Source organism: Rothia nasimurium (assembly GCF_004569295.1).
GTDB classification, from domain to species: Bacteria; Actinomycetota; Actinomycetes; order Actinomycetales; family Micrococcaceae; genus Rothia; species Rothia nasimurium_B.
Genome location: NZ_SPQC01000032.1, coordinates 24,213 through 30,573 on the forward strand (window position 1 = coordinate 24,213; position 6,361 = coordinate 30,573).

At 57.2% G+C, this 6,361-nt stretch carries 5 protein-coding genes; 3 read left to right on the forward strand and 2 right to left on the reverse strand.

Features of this window, described 5'->3' with window-relative positions; genetic code table 11:
• The first annotated feature begins 3 nt into the window (after positions 1–3).
• From E4U03_RS09010 to E4U03_RS09020, 3 genes are all read left to right on the forward strand, one after another.
• Positions 4–1,743 carry a glycoside hydrolase family 13 protein gene (locus tag E4U03_RS09010; protein WP_135013214.1) on the forward strand — a complete coding sequence of 580 codons (1,740 nt, stop codon included), beginning with the start codon at positions 4–6 and terminating at the stop codon, positions 1,741–1,743.
• Between the two features lie 126 nt (positions 1,744–1,869).
• On the forward strand, positions 1,870–2,181 hold the full coding sequence (locus E4U03_RS09015; protein WP_209304154.1) for a hypothetical protein: 312 nt from the start codon (positions 1,870–1,872) through the stop codon (positions 2,179–2,181).
• A 1,358-nt stretch (positions 2,182–3,539) separates the two neighbouring features.
• Positions 3,540–3,899: a hypothetical protein gene (locus tag E4U03_RS09020; RefSeq protein WP_135013215.1), complete on the forward strand. Its 360-nt coding sequence runs from the start codon at positions 3,540–3,542 to the stop codon at positions 3,897–3,899.
• 255 nt (positions 3,900–4,154) lie between these two features.
• Here E4U03_RS09020 and guaA read toward each other — a convergent pair whose 3' ends face one another.
• Both guaA and E4U03_RS09030 read right to left on the reverse strand, forming a co-directional pair.
• Positions 4,155–5,747: a glutamine-hydrolyzing GMP synthase gene (gene guaA / locus E4U03_RS09025; RefSeq protein WP_135013216.1), complete on the reverse strand. Its 1,593-nt coding sequence runs from the start codon at positions 5,745–5,747 to the stop codon at positions 4,155–4,157.
• Positions 5,748–5,819: 72 nt separating this feature from the next.
• Positions 5,820–6,269, reverse strand: coding sequence for a DUF3817 domain-containing protein (locus tag E4U03_RS09030; RefSeq protein ID WP_135013219.1), 450 nt, complete (start codon positions 6,267–6,269; stop codon positions 5,820–5,822).
• Positions 6,270–6,361: the final 92 nt, after the last annotated feature.

Consider the following 6,361-nt stretch of genomic DNA (forward strand, 5'->3'; position numbering starts at 1 on the left):
ACCATGGCAGATAATTCAGGAAAGACCTGGTGGAAGGAAGCGGTCGTCTACCAGATTTGGCCGCGCAGCTTCAACGACTCCAACGGCGACGGCATCGGCGACATCCCCGGTATCACCGAGCGCCTGCCCTACCTGGCAGACCTCGGCATTAACGTCATCTGGCTCTCCCCGGTCTTCGCCTCCCCCAACGACGACATGGGCTACGACATCAGCGACTACCGCGCCATCATGCCCGAGTTCGGCACCATGGACGACTTCGATACCATGCTCGAAACCGCCCACTCCCTGGGTATCAAGATTCTGATGGATCTGGTCGTTAACCACTCCTCAGACGAGCACGAATGGTTCGAAAAGGCCCGCGCCTCGCGCGATAACGAATACCGTGACTACTACATCTGGCGGGATTCATCGGGCGTCGATGAGGACGGCAAGCCCCTGCCCCCGAATAACTGGGGCAGCGAGTTCGGCGGCCCGGCCTGGGAATACGACGAAACCACCGACCAGTGGTACCTGCACATGTTCTCCCGCAAACAGCCCGACCTCAACTGGGAAAACCCCACAGTCCGCCAGGAAATCTTTGACCTGGTCACCTTCTGGCTCGAGAAGGGCGTCGACGGCTTCCGCCTGGACGCCATCAACATCATCTCCAAGCCCGAGGGCCTGCCCGATGACCCCAGCGTCGACCCCGAGAAGCACTCCTCGTCTATTCCTTTCGTGATCTCTAACGGCACCAAGGTGCACGAGTGGATGCACGAGCTCAACGTGGAAACTTTCGACAAGTACGACTGCATGACCGTAGGCGAGATGAGCGCCACCGGCCCCGAGGAAGCAGTTCAGTTCTCCGGTTTCACCACCGATGAGCTGCACATGATCTTCCACTTTGAGCACATGGGTCTGGACTCTGACCCGGCAACCGGCATGGGCAAGTGGTCCCGCAAGCCGGTTGAGCTGACCGAGATGAAGCAGATTCTCAATACCTGGCAGACCGAGCTGGACGGTAAGGCCTGGGGCTCCCTCTACTGGTACAACCACGACCAGCCCCGCGTGGTCTCCCGCTTCGGCAACGACTCGGCCGAGTACCGCGAGCTCTCCGGCAAGATGCTGGCCACCGTGCTGCACGGTATGCAGGGCACCCCCTACATCTACCAGGGCGAAGAGTTCGGCATGACCAACGTGCAGTTCGACTCGATCGAGGACTACAAGGACCTCGACTCCATCAACTTCTACACCGACATGGTCACCGAGCACGACCGCATGAGCTCCGATGATGCCATGGCCCTGATTTACGCCAAGGGCCGTGACAACGCCCGCACCCCCGTCCAGTGGAGCGCGGACACCGGCGCCGGCTTCACTACCGGCACCCCCTGGATCGGGCTCAACGAGAACTACACCGAGATCAACGCGGCTGAAGCGGTCAACCGCGAGGATTCGCTGTGGCGCTACTACCAGCAGCTGGTAGCCCTGCGCCGCGGTGAGCTCAAGGATCTGCTGGTCTACGCCTCCTTTGTGCCCCTGGACCCTGAAGATTCTGAGGTGTACGCCTACGAGCGCCACGGGGACGGCGAGAAGCTGCTGGTCGTCGCTAACTTTACCGACGGCGTCCTGGCCCGCTCCTACCAGGTGCTGGAGGGTACGGATGCCCAGGTGGTGCTGGCCAACTACGCGGACGCCGGCGGGCAGTCTGCTGGGGCTGAGCTGACCCTGCGCCCCTACGAGACCCGCATTTACCGTATCGCCGCCTAATACTAGGTACCATCTAAATCGGAAAAACCCACGAACCAGGTGGGTTTTTCTGATTTAGATGGTCTTTTCTGTTAACCGGTGCGTGGTACTCTAAAACCGCTCCATCACTTTAGAGAAAGACCTCTCATGGCTATTCAGTACAACCCCTACTTCACTTTCAAGGGCAACGCCCGCGAAGCCATCGAATTCTACGCTGAGGTCTTCGGCGGCGAACTGCGCATCGCCACTTTTAAGGACTTCCTGGCTCCCGTCGCCCCCGAGCACGAAAACCTGGTCATGCACGCCGAGCTCATCACCGAGCACGGCTTCAACCTGCGCGCCTCCGACGGCCCCGCCGTGCACCCCGACACCGCAGACAAGGACGGCGTCACCAACACCACCAACATGGAAGCCTCCTTCGTAGGCGCTGCAGAGGACGGTGAGACTGCCCGCCCCTAGTTCGAGAAGCTCTCCGACGGCGCAACCAACATCCAGCCCTTCACTGCTGCCCCCTGGGGCGCCACCTTCGGCTCCCTGACCGACAAGTTCGGCATCGCCTGGATTTTCAACTTCGGCGGCTAAAACCCAGCCCCATCCACACAACAGCCCCCGCCCACTCCCCTAACTATGGGGAAAGGACGGGGGCTGTTCAGTTAAATGAGCGGACGGGGGGTCGCCTATGCCCCCCCCCGACGCTCTCGCAGAATCGCTAACACTCACATGTCGTTCACGCCATCCCTGAGCCAGCGGGCTACCGGCGCACCCAGAACGCCGTCTGGCGACCTACCTTATTCTTCTGATGGTTCTTAGAAAGCTTGAGCTGGACTTACAAATTGACACAAAATCCGCAGGAGTTGCAACAAGATCCGGGGAACATGCTCCATAGTCCCTGCTTACCTCTGCAAACCTTTCACTTAAAAAAATTTAGAGCCCCTACCAAAAATTTACATGATATTTTATGATGTTAACCACACCACATGTATACCAAGTGGCATGAGGGGATACCTACTACGGTTCCTCCCGCTCGGTTCGTTAGCTCTCACCGTACAATTCATACCAGGTCCGATTAGTTAGGAGGGTTCTAAAATCTGACTCTGGCACCCTGATGTACTCGGCCTCCTTATGTCTTAGGCTTCGATGCCTATGGAAACCTCATATCATCAGATTGGACATAGTATGAAAATCTTAAAAAGCGATCCTAATGCCGAGTATGTTTCCGTAGAAGAAGCTAAAGAAATTTATGATTTTGCCCCTTCGTCATTAGAGGAATCTCAATCCGGTCTCGCATATCAGTCTCCTACGCTACAGAAGCATGCGGTTAGTCCCTTATGGTCATGGTGAGGTTGTGATTGGCATGGAAAAGCTGATTATCCACATATAACTAGAGGGGAAGCCTCCGTACACGGCTATTGGATTATTGACGGAGGAAAATGTCCATCTACCGCAACTGTCACTGTTGATTTACAGGCTCTTCTCTGTAGTGGGTTATACGGGTGTGTCTGGGTAACGCAAACATCCGCTACCGTTAAAGATGTAAAGCCTGGGTCCGGGACAGGTCGTTGGGCAACTCCTCACAAGGCCTGTAGAAATTCAAACTCTGTGGCATGGCGGGGAACAGTAGACACTGATTTAACTAATTTCGCCGACCCGCTAGGCAAAGACTACGGTTCAGCAAAAAACCTTGCCTATTCGCCAGCATGAGTAAGCCAGATTTTCCACCCCGCTACCGTCCGCTATTGACTGAGGGGACAGAGCTGTCTGAGCTCACTAGAGAACCGCTTATTATCAAAAATACACCGGTAATAGCACTCATCATCATGTGCGACCTCGACACCCCGCCGGTTGAAAACACCAGCCCTACCCTCAGTGTAAGTATTGCCCAATACCTCAAACTCCAAGACGGTTCACTCATCAAGCTCGACATGGACCGGGGGCTAACCTCTTTCTGGCACGGCAACCCGAATACCCCAGGGAAATGGCACCAAACGGCAGACAAAGCTATCCAAGAACTCCTCACTATTGTGAAAGCAGATGTTCCCAACCAGGTTGATTTCCCCTGGGAAGAGTACGTTGAAGCAGCCACTCAACGCGGTATTGATATCGATGAGGTAAAACTACGTGCACTCCCCTACCAGGTGACCTTCTCAGATGCCCTGATGAAGGTCTACGGCTTCTAAAAACCGAAAAAGGCCGCCCTACCGGTTGATAGGGCGGCCTTTCGCTTAGCCTCTGCTGCGGTCACGAATATCGCAGACATGCGATCTATGCCGATATAACCACTCGCACGTTTGCTGAATAAAAGAAAGGAGCGAGCAAGCTCGCGGAATAACAAAACGAGGAGCTCACTTCGTTCGCAAGCTCCTCGCCTCGCCGCTACGCTATGCTCGGCGAATAAACCGATTTTTTATTTCGCCTGGGGGCGAAAAATCGGTTTATTCCCACTCAATCGTTCCCGGAGGCTTTGACGTCACGTCCAGAACCACTCGGTTCACCTCAGCAACCTCATTCGTAATCCGGTTAGAAATCTTAGCCAGCAGGTCATAAGGCAGGCGTGACCAGTCAGCAGTCATCGCGTCCTCAGACGACACCGGGCGCAGCACAATCGGGTGACCGTAAGTACGGCCATCCCCCTGCACACCAACGGAGCGGACGTCCGCCAGCAGCACCACGGGGCACTGCCAGATTTCCTCGTCCATACCTGCGGCAGTTAGCTCCTCGCGCACAATCAGGTCAGCAGCACGCAGGATATCCAGGTTATGCTTATTGACCTCACCAATCACGCGAATACCCAGGCCGGGGCCGGGGAAAGGCTGACGGGCAACAATCTTCTCGGGAACACCCAGCTCACGGCCGATGGCGCGAACCTCATCCTTGAAGAGGGTACGCAGGGGCTCAACCAGCTCAAACTGCAGGTCATCGGGCAGGCCACCCACATTGTGATGGGACTTGATGTTCGCAGCGCCCTCACCACCGCCAGATTCAACAACATCGGGGTAGAGGGTACCCTGCACCAAGAACTTGATGTCGGTACCTTCCGCACCGGCCTCTTCAATCAGCTTGCGCTGGGCAGCTTCGAAGGAGCGGATGAACTCGCGGCCAATAGCCTTACGCTTAGCTTCGGGCTCGGTGATACCGGCCAGGGCGCCCAGGAAGCGCTCTGACTCGTCGATAGTCACAACCTTGATGCCCATGGTTGAAGCGTAGTCCTGCTCAACCTGTTCACGCTCGCCTTCGCGCAGCAGACCGTGGTCGATGAAGAAGCAGGTGAGCTGATCGCCCACAGCCTTGTGAACCAGGGCTGCGGCAACAGATGAGTCAACACCACCGGACAGGGCGCAGATGACCTGGTCATCGCCAACCTGCTCGCGGATCTTAGCAACCTGCTCTTCGATGATGTTACCGGTAGACCAGGTCTTCTTCAGACCCGCTACGTTGAAGAGAAAGTTCTCCAGAGCAACCTGACCGTAGTCGGAGTGCTTAACCTCGGGGTGCCACTGCACGCCACCGAACTTGCGCTTCTCATCAACGAAGGCTGCAACAGCTGCGCCGGGGGTCTGGGCCAGCACCTCGAAGCCTGTGGGGGCTTCAGAGACAGAATCGCCGTGGCTCATCCAAACGTTCTGGGTCTTGGGGGTACCGGTCAGGAAGGAAGAGTTCTCGGCACAGACCACAGCGTCGGTTGCGCCGTATTCGCGCAGGCCGGTCTTAGCGACGGTACCGCCCAGGGTCTGGGCCATGACCTGGAAGCCGTAGCAGATACCGAAGACGGGTACGCCAGCCTCAAACATGGCGATGTCGCCCTTGGGGGCGCCGTCCTCGTATACGGATGAGGGGCCGCCAGACAGAATAATTGCAGCGGGATTCTTGGCGAGCATCTTCTCGGTGGGCGTGGTGTGAGGAACCAGCTCCGAGTAGACACCGGCCTCACGCACGCGGCGCGCGATGAGCTGCGCGTACTGGGCGCCGTAGTCAACGACCAGTACGGGGCGCTCTTCGAGCTCCTCGATGGGGTTGTGGGTAGTCACAGGTATATACCTTTTCGGTTGGGGTTGAAGGGTAATCCTTGGGTTCTATTCTAGTGCAGGGAAGCGCTAGACCTAGTAACGTTTGGTGGCCTGCGGGTTAGCATCAAGCAGGGCGAGGGTTTCTGCGTAGATGCGGCGCTCCACGATGAAGGACAGGAAGGGCACCACACCGCCCAGGGCCATGACAATCATCTGGGGCAGGGCCCAGCGCATGAGTAGCCAGAGACGGAAGCAGGAAAAGAGGTAGACGACGTAGAACCAGCCGTGAATGATCAGAATCCAGGTGGAAATGTTCAGGCCCCCGTGCAGGTTGCCGGTCTCGAGGTTGAGCCAGCCCAGGGCCACGGTTCCACCGGTCTGGGCGTCGACGCCACCGGCAATCAGGTCGTAGCCGAAGATGTAGCGGCTAATCATTTCGGCAACGAGCAGCAGCAGGAAGGTACCTGAAATCCAGGCGCACCACTTATAGAAAGTAAGGGCCCCACGAATCTGGGATTCGGTTCCGCCGAACTTCTTGCGCACGGTAAAGCCGCCGGCGGCATTCGTTTCGGTAGTTCCCGCAGCGAGGGTAACTTTCTTACCGTCGGTGCGGTGGGTGGGGCGCGGGGTGGGGT